Genomic DNA, 15900 nt, shown 5'->3' on the forward strand with positions numbered 1-15900 from the left:
ATTCCCAGGATGTTGAAGGGAAGCTGCACATGCGCGTCGCGATCGGAACCGTCCCATCGGCTCCTTCTCCAGCATCGAGAAAAGTAAGGGACCGTGCGTTCGACAGCAGCAGAATGTCCCGGCGTCTTCGAATAACGCCCGCTGGCTGCTATCGTTAATTGTCCATCGCGGCGTCGATCGTCCAGCCATATGAGAGCATGAAATGCACCAAGCCGTCGACGAAATGGGAGCCCGGTCCTTCACGGTGGACAAGCGAGCGGACGACCGCGATCTCCTTTATAAGTACTCTGTAATAACGTTTATTTTGTTTTGCTTGCGGGATGGTTTCACAGGCAGTGCCCGCTATGTGTTTCATCTCATGCATGCAGACTTTATCTGGTTTATTCCGGACATGATGGCGTTTGTGTCGCTTGGAATATTCATCTACATGCAGTTTTTCAAAGACAAGAACTTCAACGGAATCTTCTTCACGCTGGCGTTCGTATGGTCAATGATTGTCAGCGTTTTCTTCATGAACGATAATCTATTGGCATTCTTTTCGTCCATGAAGATGTTTATTCCGATGTTTGTCGGCATGTGCTTCTACGGGCGGAGCATTACCGAGCAGCGCTGGGTGCGGACGATACTTTTGCTGGTATTTTTGTTCTCGGCGATCGGGACGGCAATTAATCCCTATGTCCAATATCCCTGGTATGGCCAATCGTTCCTGTCTATCGGCGACTCCGTACGTACGACGACCAAGATTTGGTGGACGGGGGGCGCTATCCGCTATGGCGGCTTTGCCGGCGACAGTACCATGGCCGGGTTTATGACGCTATTTACCTTTGTCCTGGTCTCGCCTTATTACGGCAAGATTTTCAATATCATGTGCTGGCCACTTGTCTATTTCGCCTTGAATGCAACAACCAGCAAAACGGCTATCGGGCTCGCTTTCGTATATTTTGCTTACTATTCCTACACAACCTTCTTCCCAGTCCGATCCGAGACTCGGCTGATCAAAACGCTTGCCAAGCTGTCTTATCTGGCGCTCGCCGTTCCACCCTTGCTGATGCTCTTGCTGGGCGGTGTGGATTTAGCATCTTATAGTCAAAACTTGATGAGTCTCGCGGACCGCATCAACAACACCTGGCAGGGACCGTTCATTTTCTTGAACGATCATTTTCCAATCGGGTTGTTCGTTGGGTGCGGCATTGGATGTTACGCGTATCCGATGGCGTTTTACGGGCCATTGGCACAATATTATATACCGCTCGACAATTTCTATTTGTCGACCGCAGTCATGATGGGGTACCCGGTTCTTATATTCTTCCTGCTTCAGTTCAAGTCATTGAGCTGGACTGAGGACAAGACCAAGCTGCTCCTGATTTTTCTGTGGAACATCTATTCGATAACGGTGCAGTGCTATGGGCCGTCCTATGCGACGCTGGTCTATGGCTATGCAGTCAGCGAGGTCTTCAGGACCGTAAAACGCCGCAGGGCAGCGGCTCCGCAGAGGATTTGGCGCCCGGATGGACTTGGTTCCGGCTCCGGGGGCTCGCCGAGCCCGGCGGAGTGAGGCGCTGCTCCGCCGAAGTAATTAGACGATACGACTGCTAAAATTTTAACCTATTTCCGAACGTGATGTTTAGCGGCGCGTGCCAATATAGCCCCTGTTCCACGAGGGGTTCATCATGTCCGAACGCGCAAAAGGCTGGCTCACCGCCTTCACATTCTCCACCGGTGCATGGCTACTTCTGATCCATGCGACCAGTTTCGCTGTGTCTCTGTAGCCGTCGACAGGCACGGTGACGCAACACTGCGGTCATGTGGCCTGCTCGTGAATGCGAAATGAACGGCGTGTTCAAGTGCCGGTTAGTCCCGGCATGCAATACTCGCAACAGACTTCGGCTAACGAATTTTCCAACAGGATTGTCACCCAATGGTTGGCCCAGAAACCGCTTATGACTACAACGTCTCTCTAAGGTCGATCGTCCTCGTCGCGATCGTGATTTGCGTCGCTTCAGCGATCGAGTTTGTGCAAGGAAACTTTTGGGTAGGGTCGGCAAAGCCTCTGCGATCGAATTGGAGGTAGCCCAGATCAGGCGCGCGTCTTTGCCGCTCCAAAGTATTCATTGTCATCGCGGTGCGCCTATTGGCGGGCATGTCTGCTTGTTACCCGCCTTGAAATCAAGCGTTTAAGCCCTACTGGGCGTCTGCCGCGATGCGCAGGACACGCGCCGGATTGCCGGCGACGATCGCATCATCAGGAACGTCTTTCACGACGACCGAAGCAGCACCGATGACAGCCCTGTTTCCAACACGGATCGGTCCAATGATCACGGCATTCGGATAGATTGTGACATCGTCGCCGATCACGGGATAGGTTTCCGATTTGCCGGTTTTGCCCACAGTGACTGTCTGGAAGATCGTCGCATTGGCTCCTATTTCGGCTCCGGCGCCGATCACAATGCCGACGGGGTGTGGAAGCATCAGGCCAGGCCCCAGCTTGCTGTCGAGATGAATGTGGCAACCGCTGCGGCTGACATTCCATCTCCAGATAACGATCCCAAGCCTTCTGAAAGGGCCGGTTTTCAGCTTTACGGCCAACCGATGCAGGAAAACAGTGGAAAAGCCAGGATTGAAGATGAAAGCTGAAAACGCCCTCACTCGGCTCGAAAACCCCGTGCTTGCCTGTAAATCCGTCTTCACGAGGTCCCAGAACGTCATTTGGTTTCCTATTTCCATCGTTTCGGCCTCGCAGTCGAGTCGTCCAACGTCCAGTGCTTTTTGTTGCTCCACAGCATTCATTGGCATTTCTCCTGCAGTGCACAATGGCGACCCTAACCTTTCCGCACGGAATTTCAACCCGCATGTCACGGCAACGTCTTCTCCGCATGCCCGGCCCGCATTTTGCGTCGGCGGGCGGGCTTCCACCGGAAAAGCAAATCTGAACAGCCGCCATTCGCGCCCTTGTGGCGCGGCACAGGCTTCGTCAACCGGTCGTCGATATCGTCGGGCTGGTTCGAATACCGAGCCATGGACAAAAGATAATCATCGTCAAATTGCTTTCGTGAGAAGACCGTCAGAGACGATGTCGCGGACGCACGGCGGTGTGGATGACGCAATCATCTTGCTGTCACATGGGGATGACAATGTCGCCGCAAGCGGCTAACCTGCGAATCTACCGCACTGCAAAACAGCTCAACGGCGAGCGTTTGCAACCTACTCTTGGAACGACATGCACGGAAAATATCTGATCAACGTCCAGATACTTCGCTTCTTTGCAGCCACTCTCGTCGTCGTCATCCACGCCGGAGTAGCGGTCAGCGAGGTTGCAGCGCGAATCGGACGGACCTTCGAGGTTCCTTCGCCTTTCGATTGGGGCCTCGGCGTCGATATCTTCTTCATCATCAGTGGTTTCATCATGTATTATATGATGCATGACCGCTTCGGCGAGCCAGGGGCTGCGCTCGGATTTCTCAGACGGCGGTTGATCCGCATCGTGCCGCTCTACTGGATCTGCACGACGTTGACCCTGGTCTCGATCGTGTTTGCCGGTAACCTCGTCAAAAACAATGCTCTCGATGTTGGACATATTGCCGCATCCTACGCCTTCATTCCATGGCTGCGCGTTCACGATCCGGAACTATTTCCATTTCCCCTGCTCTCGCTCGGCTGGACGTTGAACTACGAGATGTTCTTCTACGTCGCTTTCGCGCTGGCGCTCCTGGCGCCCAAACGCATCGGGATCGCGGCGCTCACGGGCTCTTTCGTGGTGCTGATGATCATCGCCGGTCTGGCACCGGACAGGATCTGGCTGCTGAAGTTCTGGGGCGGCTCGATGATCGGCGAGTTCCTGCTTGGCATAGCGCTTGCTGCGGTTCACCTCAGCGGCCGGCGCATGTCTCTGCCGCTGACCTCAGCCTCGGTTGTCGCCGGCCTGCTGCTGGCGGTCGTCTTTTTTCAGACCAATGCTTACGACTACCTGCCGCGGCTGATCACCGGCGGCCTACCGGCGATATTGATCGCCGGCGCGGTCACGCTCACTCCAGCCGCCAATATCAGGAATCGCGTGATGCGGCTGCTCGCCATCGGCGGCAACGCCTCTTATGCACTCTATCTGACTCATCCATTCGCAACCAAGATCGTCGCCGTTGTCGGCGTAAAGGCAGGTCTGCCCCTGCCACTGGTTTACGGCCTTTCAATTATCGCCTCGATCGCCGGCGCGGTCGCCACCCACTATGTGGTCGAAAAGCCTATCGGCGCCTGGCTGTCGCGCATCGGGGAGCCGGTATCGGCGCGCTCGCCTGCGGAATGAAGCGCTACGCGTCGCGAATGGTCGACGCGCGATGGTGAAAGCATCTCGGTTATGCGCGTAGCAAGGTCCAAGCAGGTTCCGGAAAAGTATTCCATGGGTTTCCGGAAAGAACCCGCGACAAAACAGCGAACGCTAAGCGGATGAATCACCGGCGTGCCGACGAAGGTCTGCTTGGCGCTGCGTGTTCAATTCACCGCAGAGCGCGCCAGCACCATCAGCGACCAGCCTCCCACGGCGCGCACCGTGATATCAGGTGCAAGGCCGAAGGCGACGCGCCGCGGCATGGCGGCAAGTCGTTTCTTCCAGCTCTTGTGCGACTGGTCGATCGCCCAGGGCGTGTAGAAGCTGTCGACGATGGTCAATCCGCATTCTTCCAGCAGCGCCAGCGCGGTATCGCGGGTGAAGTAATGCAGATGGCCGATCTTACGGCGCGCATCCATGATCACCCAGCCGCGCGTGGTGGCCAGCGCGTTCATATCCAGAGGAATGTGAAACAGCTGCCATTCGGAGATGTTCGCCATGCTGCGGATGAAGGCGAACGGATTTTCGACATGCTCTATCACGTCGATTGCCATGGTGAGGTCGAAGCGGCGCGCGCCGTCGAACGGACTGCCATTCTCGAATTGCAGATTTTCGCCGACACGTGAAAGGCAGCGTTGGTAGGCCTGAGGAGCAATTTCGTAGCCTGAGACCTGCCAATCCGGATGCGTCGCAGCCAGCAGTTCGTCGATTTTGCCCGTACCGCACCCCACTTCGCAGACGCTGCGGATTCGGATACCGGCTTTCCTCAACATCGCTTCGATATGTCCGGCCTTCCACTCGGCGTCGTCCTCGTGCCAGTCCGGGTTCTCCTCGAAATACTGGCCATTCAGATATCGGTCCGCATTGCCTTCGATTATCGCCACAGTCCTACTCCGTTGCTCGAAAAGATAGGTCGCGATTATGACAACAGCAGCAATCAGCCACCATTCTTTTGGTTAAGCAATGATAAATAAACCGACCGGTAGTCGTCAATGATGTCCGACAGCGTCCGTCTGTGAAAACTTTGCACGAGTGCGTGATGGGCTTGATCTATTTTTTCGGGATGGTCGAGCAGCGCCTGCATCGCCCCGGCCAGTTTCTCGGCATTGGCGGCGACAATCCAGCCCGTGAGCCCATCCGAGACCACTTCCGGCAAGCCGCCATAGGGCGTGGCAATGACCGGTCGCCCGGCCGCCAGCGCATCGATGAGGGCAAGCGGGCTCGGTTCCTCCCAGAGCGAAGGCACGGCGACGACCTCGACTGTCGGATAGAACGCATTGGGGCTGACGAAGCCGACGAATTCGATGTCGACATCAGGCGCCAGCGACAGGATATGAGCCCTCTCCTCAGCGGAGACATTGCCGGCCAATCGCAAACGCACCGTGCCCGGCGCCAGGAGGCTGGCCGCCTGCGCCAGAAGCCGCACCCCTTTCTCCTCCGAGAATCGCCCGAGATAGCCGATGGTCAGCGGTCCCTCGCGCAGCGGCTGTGGCGAAAATGTAATTGCCGGATTGGCGACATTGCTGATCACGTGCTTGAACCGCGCGTCCGAGAATACGCCGTGCTCGGTATGAAGCTCCAGCGTGCGACGACTGACACCGACGACACCATCAACCAGGGCGGCGCGGCGACGGCGGGCAGGCGTCAGCAGGCTGCAAGAGCGGCAGGTCGTCTCGCAGGAATGCCCCCCCTTGTAGCGGGAGCATCGCGGACAGATGAGGTAATAATCGTGCAGCGTGTGGAGAATCGGGATCCCGAGATGTCGGGCAGCGCTCCAGACCCCCGTTGTCAAGCCGTTCAAGGTATTGGAATGCAGGACGTCCGGCCGGAATTCGGACAAGATGCGGGCGACAAGCGGATGGGCAGGAGCTCGATCGTCGATCGCATGCCAGGCTGTACGCTGCAGCGCATTGCGCTTGTCCTCGAAGGGCGGGAAGAGATTTCTGACCGGCACGAAATGCACCGTGACGCCGTTGACGGTCTCCGTTTCGTAGACGCCGCTCGGCGAAAAACGGATGGCGATCACCTCATTGCCCTGCTCGGCGAGCGCTTCTGCGAACTGCCGCACGAAGATCTCCGCCCCGCCAACGATTCTGGGGTAAGTGGGCGTCGCGTAGATGGCGTTGCAGAGCGCTATCCGCATTACGTCCTCATGTCAGGAAATCAGGCCGTTTTGACGGCATGGGGCTTTTCCTTCGGCATGACGATACGAGCGGGGATACCGACTGCCGTCGCGCCTTCCGGTACATCGCTGATGACGACCGAATTGGCGCCGATCTTGGCGTTTCGTCCAAGCCTGACAGGGCCGACCACCACCGCCCCGGCAAACAGTTCGACACCATCCTCGATCAGCGGATCGCTCTCCTCGTCGCCGCGCTTGCCGATCGTGACATTCTGAAGAATGGTCACGCCGTGGCCGATCGTCGCGCTACCGACAACGATGCCGTAGGGATGCGGCACGTAGAGGCCACCGGCAATTTCGGTGACGATCGCTATTTCGGAACTGAACATCCGACCGTTCGCCCACCATACGACGCGGCGCAAGAGCCGTCCGACGATCGGAACCTTCCTGACGGCCTGCATCACCCTGAAGGAAAATACGAACTGGAAGCCCGGGGTTAGCAGGAACATCCTCAATGCAAAAGGGACCGTCACCGACCGCCGCTCTCTGTCGGCGTGACGCTGAAGATCAGCCCTTATCTTCTCAAATGTGGTTTCCGCGCTCATCGACTTTCTCGTATTCGGATTCGACGCATGGTGTGGCTCACCGCGGCAATGATCGTCAATCGCTATATTGCTTTCCTCTGATCCAATTGTTAACAATATGATTATTGTGCAACGCAACAAACTGAATTATCCGGCTTTCGTCAATGGGATTATCGCCATATGTGGATAATCCCGGCCCCGGAGATTGTTGATGGATAAAAAGGCAGAACGGTTCGAAGCGCTGGACTCCTGGCGCGGGCTCGCAGCAATCGCCGTCGCTCTGTACCACTTCAAAGCGACGGGGCTTCTGTACAGCATCTCGGTGATTCGCAATGCGGATCTCGCAGTTCCCTTCTTCTTTGTTCTAAGCGGCTTCGTTATCACCCACGCTTATTACGACAGAGTGCCGGATGCTGTGGGCGCCGGCCGGTTTCTCCTGCGTCGCTTCGGCCGCCTCTATCCGCTGCATATTTTCGTTCTTTCGCTTTTCGTCGCTCTCGAATGCCTGAAGGCAATAGCAGTTCACCACGGCTTCCAAAGCAGTGAGGCGGCGTTCTCCGGTACCAATGACATTGGGTCTCTCGTCGCCAACATTCTGTTGCTTCAGGCGGTCGTGCCGTTCGTCGACCCGACCTGGAACGCGCCGAGCTGGTCGATCAGCGTCGAATTTTATACATATGTCGTCTTCGCAGTCGTGTTCATGCTTGGCAAATATCGCTTGCATGCGGCGACCATCGTGCTTTTCGCGTCCGGCCTGACCCTCATATGCCTCGAGAGTTTCCCGTTCGGGATCACAAAGACGTCCGGTCTTGGCCTCGTTCAATGCCTTGTCGGTTTTTCTGCGGGCGTTCTGACCTATCGATTGTTCCGATGGCTGCGGGCGAAGGATGTCCGCATACCGACGGTGGTGGAAATCGCAGTGGCGGCGTTGATGGTGATCACCTTTCATATCCATCCCAGCCAGACAGCGATTTCCATCGTCGCCTTCTCGGTTGTTGTCATCGTCTTCGCTTTCCAGACCGGAAATGTTTCCGGATGGCTCAAGACGAGACCGCTTGTTTTTCTAGGGCGTCTTTCCTACTCCATCTATCTTCTGCATTTCCTTATCTTCGCCCCGCTTTTCCTGATGATCAGGCTGCTGCAAGCGAAACTTGGCATTCCGCTGACCATCCAAGGAGACATTGAACCATTGATCCATTTCGGATTTCCGGGCGCCACCGATCTGCTCGCCCTCGCTTATCTGGCGACGGTCGTTGCAATCGCTTCCGTAACCTATGAATGGATAGAAAAGCCGGGACGCGCCTTCTTCAACAGGCTTTCGAACCGCATTCAACCGCCGGCCTTGGCGATCGAACGCAGTGTGGAACTTCATGACTAGAGCGGCACCGCCAATCTACGTCAACGGGCGTTTTCTCGGACGACCCGTTACCGGCGTCGAACGCTTTGGGGGAATGATTCTGCGCGAGATCGATGCTCTGGCGAAAATCGATCCTCTTCTCCAGTGGAAGGTCCTGGCACCCAAGAGTGTGGAGTGTCCCTCTTTTCTACGTCACCTGCCGTTTGCGAATACCGGCTCGACGGGTGGTCATCTTTGGGAGCAATGGGACCTTTGGCGCGCCAGCCGCGATGGCGTCTTGATCAATTTCTGCAATTCCGGCCCGGTTCTGCAGCCGCGCCAGGTGACCGTCATCCATGACGCGCTCGTTTATCGCCATCCAGAATATTTCTCGATGACCTATCGCGCGCTTCACCAGACACTGGGACGCACCCTGGCAAGGCGATCGCGGCTGGCGACTGTATCGGAATTCTCGCGCAGCGAACTCTCCGAAGTTCTCCGCGTACCGGCCGGCGAGATTGCGATCGTGCCGAATGCAGTGGCCGCCGAGACTGCGCCGGAGGCCGACATTTCCGTGCTCAATCGGCTGTCGCTTGTCGGGCGCCCTTTCCTTTTGTTCATCGGTTCGCCGGCGCCAAACAAGAATCTGGGCCGCGCCATCGAGGCTTTTCTCGCGCTTGGCCGAACGGATATCGCCTTTGTCATTGTCGGCGGCCTGGCGCGATCGTTTGCGGCGACACAGTTCGGCGCACTGCCGGAGAGCGTCATTTTCGCAGGACGGCTGTCGGATGCCGAAAACCAGGCGCTTTTCCGTAGTACCGCTGCCCTTGTTTTTCCGAGTTTGTATGAGGGATTCGGAATTCCGCCGCTCGAGGCAATGAATGCCGGAGCGCCGGTCATCGCTTCGGATATACCTTCGGTGCGTGAGGTCTGCCGAGATGCCGTGCTCTATTTTGATCCCCTGGTGCCGGCGACGATCACGGAGGCGATGCGCAAGGTGATCGACCGGAGTGCGGATTTCGAAGCCCTGCGCAGCCGGGCGCATGATCGAATCAAGGCGTTTTCCTGGCGGCAAAGCGCCTTGGCGATCGTTGAACTGGTGCGGCATTTGACCGAACCACGCGAGGCGGAAGCTCTTGCCACCCGCTGACACTGTCAGATAGGCATGGCGCACCGCCAGTCTAAGGACGATATGAAGGAAATTCGCATGCTGAAAAAAAGCCTCGCCAGCCTGACCAATCTCATGCTGAGAGCAGCAACGCTGGGCTTCCGCTTCGTCCTGTCCTTCTACATCATCAAATATATCGGTTTGGACGCCACCGGTCTTTACGGACTGGCTCTGGGCGTGGTTGGCATCGTGCCTGCACTGGTCGGCTGGGGACTGAACTACTTCACCTCCCGCGAGATCGTTGGCAAGGATCACGCCTTTGCCGCCGCGCGCGTCAAGAGCCGCCTTTTCGTCACCACGATCTCGCTGTTTCTCGCCAGTCTGGTCTTGGGCGCCGGCGCGCTGGCAACCGGCCATGCGATCACCGGAATCCTGTTGCTCGTGCTCGTCATCGTCTGGCTCGAAACCTATGCGCTCGACATTCACCTGCCCCTGGTCAGCCAGGAAATGGCGTTTCAAGCCAATGTCCTGGTTTTCATCCGCTCCGCTCTCTGGGTTCCGTTCGTCATCGTGCTCGGCCTGGTCTTCCCCGCCTTTCGAACGATCGACGCCATCTTCCTCGCCTGGATTTCCAGCTATGTCGTCGCCATAGCTGCGCTTTTCTATTTCCTCCGCGGCTGGCCGCTGGCGCAAACGGCCAGGGAGCCGGTCCAGTACGATTGGCTCAAGGAAAAGCTCAGCAAGTCGTGGCTGATCTATATCAGCGATCTCAGCATTGTCGGGCTCATGTATGCCGACCGCTATATCGTCAATTTCATGCTCGGCCTGACGCTGACAGGCATCTACACATTCTTCTGGTCACTCACCAATGCACTCCAGACGCTGACGCAGACCGCCGTGGTGCAGCTGGCGCTGCCGGTGCTGGTCAAAGCCTATCTGAACGGCACCTATGCCGACTGGCGGCACGTTCTGCGCGCCCAGTTCGTCAAGACCACCATCATCGCCACCGTCATGTCTGTCGGCGTCTATATCTCAGCCGAGATCCTGATCCATTTCATGTCGATGTCGCAGCTTCGGGAGCATCGGGGACTCTTCATCCTCATGCTGCTGGCGGCTGTCGCCCGCAGCTGTTCCGACTTGCTCAACATCGGACTGACGAGTCTGAGGCGCGACAACCACTATGCCATGATCAATCTGACAAGCGTGGTGTTTTCGATCGTCAATGCCATCGTCATGATCTGGCTGTTCGGCTTCGCCGGTACAGGCATTGCCGCATTGACGACGTCGCTGGTGACTGCTGCGATCCGCAGCTACTACCTTTACAAGGCAGCGAACGAGGTCAAGGCCGAGAAGCAGGCAGGCGCGGCACCGTCCCCGATGTCGGATACCGCACTGCCCGAGCCGACCATCCTCTCCTGAACGCACGGCCAAGCCGGCCGGCCCAACAGGCGGTCCGCTTCAGCCAACGCTGCCGCAAATTTGCAAGGCAACTTTGCCAGGCTCTTGAATCTCAGGCCGCTTTCCCAGCTTCGCCATAGCGAAGCGGTGCGTCCAGTTGGCCGGGCATCTTTCCGCCAGTTCCTGCGGCGACGGCTTCGAGGGTACATCTCTCATACCGCCGTTCGGCCATCGCCTTGGCCCTGACGAGAGTCGTCCCGGCAGAATGGCTGCGAATAGATGCGGCACGCTCTAGACCGGCATCTCAGAACCCACAAAGCGTAACTGCTTCAGTCTGACGCAAGTTGGGACAGTCATTTTTTCACGCAGCAAACTTGGTTAACTACACCTAGGCTTAGAAATCCGGTTTTTGATCTTCGTCAATGTTCGACACAACTGCCATTGGCATAAGGGCGTCGCTGCACCGTCACAAAGACAGCAGCGGGCATGATTAGAAAGCGCATGGACTAAAGTGAAAGTCCATAAAATTTGAACCGTTCTCGTAAATGGTTTTTGCTTTCTCGCATTTAAGCTTCACACCAGTCAAACAAACCGGAACCGTCTATATGTCAAATAGTAACTCGACTGCGTCCGATTTTCTTTCTTCGCTTGGCGTCAATACACACGGTGGTGACTATCTCGACGCTTACGACAATTCCAGTCTTATTATCGAATCGCTAAAATATATCGGCATCTCCAAGGTAAGAGATGCATATTCGACCTACGGCCAGGCCTCCCCGGTCCTTGACGCCATGGCAGACGCGGGGATCACATTTGACTTTCGTGTCAGATCGACCACTGCCATAGGCGGTACGGCGGCGCTGACGCAATATATTGCCGACCTGAAGGCTTTCGTGGCGGAGCATCCGGGCTCTGTCGTCTCCATCGAAGGGCTCAACGAAGTCAATCTCGATGACAGCCTGAGCTATAAAGGCCTCACCGGTGCGGCAGCCGGTGCGGAGTTTCAGAAGGATCTCTATCAGGCGATCAAGGCCGATCCGGTGTTGAGCCACATTGGTGTTATCAACCTGTCGGTTGGTGACAACAGTTCTTCGGCTTACTCGACCGTCGGCGATCTCGGAGCCTATTCCGACTATGCCAACGCCCACGTCTATACGGTGGCCGGCGGCTCCGCCGATCCGCAGATGGAATATACGATCGGCCTGGCGGAGAACGCGTCTTCGGGCGATCCTCTCGTCATCACCGAAACCGGCTCCACGACGCTCGAAAGCTGGGCAGGTGTCGGCGCCAGCGAGACGGCGCAGGCAAAACTCATCCTCACAAATCTTTTGGACGCTTATGAAGACGGGTCGGTGTCGACCTATCTCTACGAGCTGTTCGACACGCCTTCGGCGGCCGCGACACGTGGCGAGAGCGAAGCCCATTTCGGCCTTTTCAATGCCGATGGCACGCCCAAACTCGCCGCCATCGCGCTTCACAATCTGACCACGATCCTGTCCTCCGGGGATAGCGGCACGTCGACAGCCGCGACCTTCAACTATTCGCTGAGCGGCACTCCTTCGCAGACGCATTCGATGCTGCTGGCAAAGTCGGGCGGGGTGGAAGACCTCGTCGTCTGGGCCGACAAGCAGGTCTGGAACGATGTCACCGACACCGACATCACCAACCCGACCGTCAACGTCACCGTGACCCTCGACCATGTCGAGCCGGTTGTCTATGTCTACGATCCGCTGTCCAGTCTGACGCCGATCGCCGTCTATACGAATGTCAGCTCCTTCAAGATCCCGTTGAGCGACCATCCGCTCGTCGTGGAATTCGGCGCCACCGGCGCCGTGCAGGAAGAAACCGAAACGGTTTCGTCGAACCTGACGATGACATCGGCAGAATTCGTTGCGCAGATGACCGATCTGAACGACGCGTCCGGGCTACAGTCCGTCACGCTCTCCGACACTCATACCCTCGCCGTTTCCTCTGTGGAGACGATGAAGTACCTCGTCGCGCACTACGGCAGTCTGCTCGGCAAGATTTCCGGCGGCTATGATTTCTCCGTGACCTATGGCCAGAGCACCTGGACCAAAGTGCAGAATTTCGATGCTGCGGGCAATCTGACCCTTAACACCGAATACGGCCTGAACAACGGCGTGATCATGAGCAAGGCCGTCTATCACACCGACGGCACGACCGACAACTATGCCTACAACATTACAGGCCAAGCCTATACGTCGACACACCAGACCACTGACGCCAAGGGCAACATTACGCTGATCGAGCGCTTCCATGCCGACGGCACCTATGATTACCGAGACGTGCGCAGCACCGACGGCAGCCGGGATGTCGCCTGCTACAACAGCGCCGGCAAGATGGTGACCGATGTCCAGATCGCCAGCGACGGCACCAACACCACCATCTACTACGACACCACGACGGGCAACCCGACGCGCCAGGTGGTCAAGGAGACCGACGGCGATGTGCTGACCACGGTCTACACGAGCGGCATCAAGTCGACCTATGTGCAGGCGAGCCATCTCGGCTGGACCGAGACGAGCACCTACGACACCTCGACCGGCAAGATGCTGACCGACTATACCGCCTACAGCGATGGCAGCGCTGTCATGAAGACCTATAGCGCCGGCGTGCTTGTCAAACAGAATGTGCGTAATGCCGACGGCTCAAGTGACAACTACGCCTACAACATCACCGGCCAGACCTATACATCGACTCACCAGACCAATAATGCCAGCGGCAGTATCACGCTGATCGAGCGCTTCCATGCCGACAGCACCTACGATTACCGCGAGACACGCGGCACCGACGGCAGCCGGGATATCGCCAACTACAACAGCGCCGGCAAGATGACGACCGACGTCAAGCTCGCCAGCGATGGCACCAACACCACCATCACCTATGACACCACGACCGGCTATGCGACGCGCCAGGTGGTCAAGGCAACCAATGGCGACGTGCTGACCACGGTCTACACGAATGGCATCAAATCAAGCTATGTGCAGGCGAATCATCTCGGCTGGACCGAGACAACCGCCTACGACACCGCGACCGGCAAGATCCTGACCGACTATACCGCCTATAGCGACGGCAGTGCTGTCATGAAGACCTATAGTGCCGGCGTGCTCGTCAAACAGAATGTCGTCAACGCCGACCACTCGACCGACAACTACGCCTACAACATCACCGGCCAGACCTATACCTCGACCCACCAGGCCAATAATGCCAGCGGCAGTATTACGCTGATCGAACGCTTCCATGCCGACGGCACCTATGATTACCGCGAGGCGCGCGGCACTGATGGCAGCCGGGACATCGCCAACTACAACAGCGCCGGCAAGATGACGACCGACGTCCAAACCGCCAGCGACGGCACCAACACCACCATCACCTATGACACCACGACCGGCTATGCGACGCGCGAGGTGGTCAAAGCTACCAATGGCGACGTTCTGACCACGGTCTACACGAGCGGCATCAAGTCGAGCTACGTGCAGGCGAGCCATCTCGGCTGGACAGAAACCAGCACCTATGACACGTCCGGCAAGATGCTGACCGACTATACCGCCTATAGCGACGGCAGTGCTGTCATGAAGACCTATAGTGCCGGCGTGCTCGTCAAGCAGAACGTTGTCAACGCCGACCACTCGACCGACAACTACGCCTACAACATCACCGGCCAGACCTATACCTCGACCCACCAGGCCAATAATGCCAGCGGCAGTATCACGCTGATCGAGCGCTTCCATAGCAACGGCACTTACGATTATCGCGAGACACGCGGTACAGACGGCAGCCGGGATATCGCCAACTACAACAGCGCCGGCAAAATGACGACCGACGTTCAAACCGCCAGCGACGGCACCAACACCACCATCACCTATAACACCACGACGGGCTATGCGACACAGCAGGTGGTCAAGCAGACCAATGGTGACGTGCTGACCACGCTCTACAGCAACGGCATCAAGTCCAGCTACGTGCAGGCAAGCCAYCTYGGCTGGACTGAGACGACCACCTATGACACGTCGACCGGCAATATGCTGACCGACTATACCGCCTATAGCGACGGCAGCGCTGTCATGAAGACCTATAGTGCCGGCGTGCTCGTCAAACAGAATGTCGTCAACGCCGACCACTCGACCGACAACTACGCCTACAACATTACCGGCCAGACCTATACGTCGACCCATCAGGCCAATAATGCCAGCGGCAGCATCACGCTGATCGAGCGCTTTCATAGCGACGGCACTTACGATTATCGCGAGACGCGCGGTACAGACGGCAGCCGGGATATCGCCAACTACAACAGCGCCGGTAAGATGACGACCGATGTCAAGGTTTCCGGTGACGGCACCAACACGACGACGACCTATAACACCACGACGTCCTACGCGACTCAGCAGGTCGTCAAGGAAACCGATGGCGACGTGATGACCACGCTCTACACGACTGGCATTAAGTCAAGCTATGTGCAGGCAAGCCACCTTGGCTGGACCGAGACGAGCACCTATGACACCACGACCGGCAAGATGCTGACCGACTATACCGCCTATAGCGATGGCAGCGCGGTCATGAAAACCTATAGTGCCGGCGTGCTCGTCAAGCAGAACGTTGTCAACGCCGATCACTCGACCGACAATTATGCCTACAACATCACCGGCCAGACCTATACCTCGACCCACCAGGGCAACGACGCCAGCGGCAATGTCAGGCTGATCGAGCGCTTCCACACCGACGGCACTTACGATTATCGCGAGACACGCGGTACAGACGGCAGCAAGGTCATCGACAACTATACGAGCACCGGATCGATGCTCAACCACTCGGCGATCGCCAGCGACGGCTCCCGCACGGTCGATTACTATCTGCAGGATGGCACCGGGACCATAAGGGAAGATCGGCTCAACAGCAGTGGCGTCGCGCTGACAAGCGACACCCTCCTGGCCAGCGGCACCCACACCATCTATGACTATGCGGATGCGCAAACCCTGAGCGGCGGCACGCTGAACGACACGTTCTATTTCCGCA

Annotated in this window: 10 protein-coding genes; 6 read left to right on the forward strand and 4 right to left on the reverse strand. The window is 57.3% G+C overall.

Annotated elements, in window-relative coordinates:
- The first annotated feature begins 202 nt into the window (after positions 1-202).
- The gene (locus tag AC1D06_RS32555; RefSeq protein ID WP_477873953.1) at positions 203-1555 is read left to right on the forward strand and encodes a hypothetical protein; all 1353 of its coding nucleotides are present in this window, start codon (positions 203-205) and stop codon (positions 1553-1555) included.
- 626 nt (positions 1556-2181) lie between these two features.
- Here the strand turns inward: AC1D06_RS32555 and AC1D06_RS32560 are convergent.
- Complete coding sequence (locus AC1D06_RS32560; RefSeq protein ID WP_477873951.1) at positions 2182-2787, reverse strand: serine O-acetyltransferase; 606 nt, start codon at positions 2785-2787, stop codon at positions 2182-2184.
- A 430-nt stretch (positions 2788-3217) separates the two neighbouring features.
- On the opposite strand from AC1D06_RS32560, the gene AC1D06_RS32565 reads away from it, so the two are divergent.
- Positions 3218-4297, forward strand: coding sequence for an acyltransferase family protein (locus tag AC1D06_RS32565; RefSeq protein WP_477873949.1), 1080 nt, complete (start codon positions 3218-3220; stop codon positions 4295-4297).
- 185 nt (positions 4298-4482) lie between these two features.
- Here the strand turns inward: AC1D06_RS32565 and AC1D06_RS32570 are convergent, their stop codons facing one another.
- Genes AC1D06_RS32570 through AC1D06_RS32580 form a run of 3 tightly spaced genes read right to left on the reverse strand, consistent with a single transcriptional unit; the run spans position 4483 to position 7045 of the window.
- A complete protein-coding gene (locus AC1D06_RS32570) occupies positions 4483-5202 on the reverse strand; it encodes a class I SAM-dependent methyltransferase (RefSeq protein WP_477873947.1) in 720 nt (239 codons plus the stop codon).
- 53 nt (positions 5203-5255) lie between these two features.
- Positions 5256-6461: a glycosyltransferase family 4 protein gene (locus tag AC1D06_RS32575; RefSeq protein WP_477990017.1), complete on the reverse strand. Its 1206-nt coding sequence runs from the start codon at positions 6459-6461 to the stop codon at positions 5256-5258.
- Positions 6462-6481: 20 nt separating this feature from the next.
- Positions 6482-7045, reverse strand: coding sequence for a serine O-acetyltransferase (locus AC1D06_RS32580; protein ID WP_477873943.1), 564 nt, complete (start codon positions 7043-7045; stop codon positions 6482-6484).
- Positions 7046-7235: 190 nt separating this feature from the next.
- On the opposite strand from AC1D06_RS32580, the gene AC1D06_RS32585 reads away from it, so the two are divergent.
- The 4 genes from AC1D06_RS32585 to AC1D06_RS32600 form a co-directional block, all read left to right on the forward strand.
- Positions 7236-8402, forward strand: a complete 1167-nt coding sequence (locus AC1D06_RS32585) for an acyltransferase family protein (RefSeq protein WP_477990018.1) — start codon at positions 7236-7238, stop codon at positions 8400-8402.
- Positions 8395-9510 (forward strand): glycosyltransferase family 4 protein, encoded by a 1116-nt coding sequence (locus AC1D06_RS32590; protein ID WP_477990019.1) that lies wholly within the window; start codon positions 8395-8397, stop codon positions 9508-9510. Before AC1D06_RS32585 ends, AC1D06_RS32590 begins: the two co-directional genes overlap by 8 nt.
- Before the next feature lie 57 nt (positions 9511-9567).
- Positions 9568-10887 carry a lipopolysaccharide biosynthesis protein gene (locus AC1D06_RS32595; protein WP_477990020.1) on the forward strand — a complete coding sequence of 440 codons (1320 nt, stop codon included), beginning with the start codon at positions 9568-9570 and terminating at the stop codon, positions 10885-10887.
- A gap of 584 nt (positions 10888-11471) precedes the next feature.
- Positions 11472-15900: RHS repeat domain-containing protein (locus AC1D06_RS32600; protein WP_477990021.1), on the forward strand; the 4429-nt coding region annotated here is incomplete at its 3' end.

Source organism: Rhizobium sp. P2_G2 (genome assembly GCF_056403555.1).

Bases quoted from the DNA above. Each gene is read 5' to 3' on its own strand.
- AC1D06_RS32585 (WP_477990018.1), top strand. From the start codon at position 7,236: ATGGATAAAAAGGCAGAACGGTTCGAAGCGCTGGACTCCTGGCGCGGG.
- AC1D06_RS32555 (WP_477873953.1), top strand. From the start codon at position 203: ATGCACCAAGCCGTCGACGAAATGGGAGCCCGGTCCTTCACGGTGGAC.
- AC1D06_RS32565 (WP_477873949.1), top strand. From the start codon at position 3,218: ATGCACGGAAAATATCTGATCAACGTCCAGATACTTCGCTTCTTTGCA.
- AC1D06_RS32590 (WP_477990019.1), top strand. From the start codon at position 8,395: ATGACTAGAGCGGCACCGCCAATCTACGTCAACGGGCGTTTTCTCGGA.
- AC1D06_RS32575 (WP_477990017.1), bottom strand. From the start codon at position 6,461: ATGCGGATAGCGCTCTGCAACGCCATCTACGCGACGCCCACTTACCCC.
- AC1D06_RS32560 (WP_477873951.1), bottom strand. From the start codon at position 2,787: ATGAATGCTGTGGAGCAACAAAAAGCACTGGACGTTGGACGACTCGAC.
- AC1D06_RS32580 (WP_477873943.1), bottom strand. From the start codon at position 7,045: ATGAGCGCGGAAACCACATTTGAGAAGATAAGGGCTGATCTTCAGCGT.
- AC1D06_RS32595 (WP_477990020.1), top strand. From the start codon at position 9,568: ATGCTGAAAAAAAGCCTCGCCAGCCTGACCAATCTCATGCTGAGAGCA.